Origin of the sequence: Streptomyces durbertensis (genome assembly GCF_014156695.1) — a bacterium.
GTDB lineage: Bacteria > Actinomycetota > Actinomycetes > Streptomycetales > Streptomycetaceae > Streptomyces > Streptomyces durbertensis.
This window is the reverse complement of the sequence record NZ_WMLF01000463.1, coordinates 1-4,157: the sequence shown is the minus strand read 5'-3', so window position 1 is coordinate 4,157 and position 4,157 is coordinate 1. Positions and strand designations below refer to the sequence as shown.

Sequence of the window (4,157 nt, the reverse complement as noted above, 5' to 3'; positions counted from 1 at the left end):
GTCGTGCCGCGCCGCCGATGTGGAACGCCGTCAGCCCGGCCCGGACGACAACCCGCTCGACCGGGAGCGGGCGCATCTCGCCGCCTCCCGGGCCGCGCTGCGCGCGATGCGTGCGGAGGCCGAAGCCCTCGACACCACCGACGTCGCGGCCAGCTGGGTGAGCGCCGAGGTGATCAGAGCGGACGTGGAGCGCCGCATCAAGGCGCTCGCCGACCTCGCCGACGCCCCGCTGTTCTTCGGCCGTCTCGACTACGCCCACGGCCACGGCCCCGGCGCCGCCCACCCGTTCGACGAGGACACCCGCCGCGCCCCGCACGGCCCGGGCGACACGCACGAGCCCCACGAGCACGACGTCCGCCTCGACCACCGCTTCTACATCGGCCGCCGCCACGTGCACGACGCCCACGGCGACCCGATGGTCGTCGACTGGCGGGCACCGGTCTCGCAGCCCTTCTACCGGGCGTCCCGTCGCGACCCCCGACACGTCGAGCTGCGACGCCGCTTCGGCTGCACCGGCGGCGAACTCACCGCCTACGAGGACGAACACCTCACCGACCCGGCCGAACAGTCGGGCCCCAGCGCCCTGCTGCAACGCGAGATCGAACGCCCCCGCGTCGGCCCGATGCGCGACATCGTCGCCACGATCCAGCCCGAGCAGGACGAGATCGTCCGTGCCGCCGTCGACGGCAGCGTCTGCGTCCAGGGCGCCCCCGGCACCGGGAAGACCGCCGTGGGCCTGCACCGCGTCGCCTATCTGCTCTACGCCCACCGGGAGCGGCTGGCCCGCACCGGGACCCTGGTCATCGGGCCGAACGACTCGTTCCTGCACTACATCGAGCAGGTCCTGCCGGCGCTCGGCGAACTGGCCGTCGAGCAGACCACGGTGGACCGGCTCACCGCCCATGTGCCGGTGCGCTCCACCGACGAGCCGGCCGCCGCCGTGCTGAAGGGCGACGCGCGGATGGCGGAGGTGCTGCGGCGGGCCCTCCGCGCCCAGATCACCATGCCGACCGAACCGTGCGTCGTCGTGCGCGGCTCTCGCCGCTGGCGGATTCCGGCCGACGAACTGACCAAGATGACACAGGAGTTGATCGACCGCGGGCTGCGTTACGGCGCCGCCCGCGAGGCCCTGCCGCAGCGCGTCGCGCACGCCGTCCTGCTGCGCATGGAACGCGCGGGGGAGGCCCCCGACGACCGGGTGCAGGACGCGGTCGCCCGGAACAGCGCGGTCAAGGCGGCCGTCCGTGCCATCTGGCCGCCCGTCGACCCGGCCAAGCTGGTGCTGCGCCTGCTCTCCGACGCCGACCTCCTCGCCGAGGCCGCCGACGGACTGCTGAGCCCCGACGAGCAGAAGACGATCCTGTGGGCCAAGCCGGCCCGGGGTGTGAAGTCCGCGCCGTGGACGGCCGCCGACGCCGTCCTCGTCGACGAGGCGCGGGACCTGGTCAGCCGCACCCGGTCGCTCGGCCACGTCGTGCTGGACGAGGCGCAGGACCTCTCGCCGATGCAGTACCGCGCGGTCGGCCGCCGTTGCAGCACCGGCTCGGTCACCTTGCTCGGCGACCTCGCGCAGGGCACCACCCCCTGGTCCACGCCGAGTTGGGCCGAGGCCCTGCGGCACCTCGGCAAGCCGGACGCCGTCGTGGAGGAGCTGACGCAGGGCTTCCGCGTGCCCCGCGACGTCATCGCCTACGCGTCCCGGCTGCTGCCCGCCATCGCCCCCGACCTGACCCCCGCCACGTCCGTCCGGGAGTCGCCCGGCGATTTCTCGGTGGCCCGCGTGCCGAGCGACGAGCTGACCGCCGAGGTCGTCCGCGCCTGCCGGGCAGCGCTGGAGAACGAGGGTTCCATCGGGCTGATCGCCGCCGACAGCAGGGTGCCGGCGCTGACGGAGGCGCTCGCCGCCGCCGGGCTGCCGCACCTCGCGCCCGGCGAGGAGACCTCCCACCAGGCCCGCCTCACCCTCGTGCCCGCCTCACTCGCCAAGGGCCTGGAGTACGACCACGTGGTGCTCGACGAGCCGTCGGCGGTCGTCGACGGGGAACCGGACGACCGCACCGGTCTGCGCCGCCTCTACGTGGCGCTGACCAGGGCGGTCTCCGGACTGGCGGTGGTGCACTCCGCGCCCCTGCCGGAGCTGCTGGCGGCCGGGACATCGACCGTGCCGCCGCCGGGTCAGGAGTCCGCCAGGTACTCCTCGGAGTCCACGATCCGGTAGGCGTAGCCCTGCTCGGCCAGGAACCGCTGCCGGTGCGCGGCGAAGTCCTGGTCGACGGTGTCCCGGGCGACGACCGAGTAGAAGCGGGCCTCGTGCCCGTCCGCCTTCGGCCGCAGCACCCGCCCGAGCCGCTGTGCCTCCTCCTGCCGGGAGCCGAACGTGCCGGAGACCTGGATGGCCACCGTCGCCTCCGGCAGGTCGATGGAGAAGTTCGCCACCTTGGACACCACCAGCACCGACAGCTCGCCCGCCCGGAACGCGTCGAACAGCTTCTCCCGCTGGGCGTTGCTCGTCTCACCCTTGATGACGGGCGCGCCCAGCCGTTCGCCCAGCTCGTCGAGCTGGTCGATGTACTGGCCGATGACCAGCGTCTGCTCGCCCGCGTGCCGGCGCACCAGCGCCTCGGTGACCCGCTGCTTGCTGCCCGTCGTCGCGCAGAACCGGTACTTCTCGTCCGACTCCGCCGTCGCGTACGCCAGCCGCTCCGACTCGCTCAGCGTCACCCGCACCTCGACGCAGTCCGCCGGCGCGATGTACCCCTGCGCCTCGATCTCCTTCCACGGCGCGTCGAAGCGCTTCGGACCGATCAGCGAGAACACGTCCGACTCGCGGCCGTCCTCCCGGACCAGGGTCGCCGTCAGGCCGAGCCGCCGCCGGGCCTGGAGGTCGGCGGTGAACTTGAACACCGGCGCGGGCAGCAGGTGCACCTCGTCGTAGACGACCAGACCCCAGTCCCGCGAGTCGAACAGCTCCAGGTGCGGGTAGACGCCCTTCCGCCGCACGGTCAGCACCTGGTAGGTGGCGATGGTGACCGGCCGGATCTCCTTCTTCGTACCGCTGTACTCGCCGATCTCGTCCTCGGTCAGCGACGTCCGCCGCACCAGCTCGTGCTTCCACTGCCGCGCCGAGACGGTGTTCGTCACCAGGATCAGCGTCGTCGACTTCGCCTGCGCCATCGCGCCCGCGCCCACCAGTGTCTTGCCCGCGCCGCACGGCAGCACCACCACACCCGAGCCGCCGTGCCAGAAGCCCTCGACCGCCTGCCGCTGGTACGGCCGCAGCGCCCAGCCGTGCTCCGCGAGCTCGATCGGATGCGCCTCGCCGTCCACGTAGCCGGCCAGGTCCTCCGCCGGCCAGCCCAGCTTCAGAAGCGTCTGCTTGATCTGCCCGCGCTCCGAGGGGTGGACGACCACCGTGTCCTCGCCGACGCGCGCGCCCACCAGCGGCTTGATCCGCTTCGACCGCAGCACCTCCTCCAGCACCGGGCGGTCGGTGCTGACCAGCACCAGCCCGTGCGCCGGGTGCCTGGTCAGCGTCAGCCGGCCGTAGCGGGACATCGTCTCCGCCACGTCGACGAGCAGCGCGTGCGGCACCGGGTAGCGCGAGTACTGCATCAGCGCGTCCACGACCTGCTCCGCGTCGTGCCCGGCGGCCCGCGCGTTCCACAGGCCCAGCGGCGTCATCCGGTAGGTGTGGATGTGCTCGGGGGCGCGCTCCAGCTCCGCGAACGGCGCGATGGCGCGGCGGCACGCGTCGGCCTGCTCGTGGTCGACCTCCAGCAGAAGCGTCTTGTCGCTCTGCACGATGAGCGGACCGGTCACCTGCGGACTCCCTCGGACGGCGGTGGGCGGACGTTCCAGTGTCCACCATCGCCGGGCGGTCCGGCCGTCCGGCGCCGCCCCGCTCCCGGTGGGCCCCGACGTGCGGCGCCTACTCCTCGGTGATCTCGGCCGCGCCGGTGACGCGGTGCAGCGGATAGGTGCGGACCTCGTCGGCCGTGTGGTCGTAGGCCGTGACAAAGCCGCCCTCGACGCGGATCGGGGCGATCACTCGCTGGCTGGCGGCGCCGTCGGCGTTGACGTAGCCGATCCACACCGCGTCGCCGGTCAGCACCGCCGACTGCATGGTGGCGAGGGTGTCGGCGGACGTCGTGCGGGGG

General features: G+C 73.4%; 3 protein-coding genes. 1 reads left to right on the top strand and 2 read right to left on the bottom strand.

What is annotated here, in order from left to right:
- Positions 1-19 precede the first annotated feature (19 nt).
- A complete protein-coding gene (locus GL263_RS22690; protein ID WP_182857610.1) occupies positions 20-2,218 on the top strand; it encodes a HelD family protein in 2,199 nt (732 codons plus the stop codon).
- On the opposite strand, the gene GL263_RS22685 is transcribed toward GL263_RS22690, so the two are convergent.
- Complete coding sequence (locus GL263_RS22685) at positions 2,176-3,819, bottom strand: DNA repair helicase XPB (protein WP_182857609.1); 1,644 nt, start codon at positions 3,817-3,819, stop codon at positions 2,176-2,178. The genes GL263_RS22690 and GL263_RS22685 overlap by 43 nt on opposite strands.
- A 109-nt stretch (positions 3,820-3,928) precedes the next feature.
- The coding region (locus tag GL263_RS22680; protein ID WP_182857608.1) for a WYL domain-containing protein at positions 3,929-4,157 on the bottom strand (229 nt) is incomplete at its 5' end.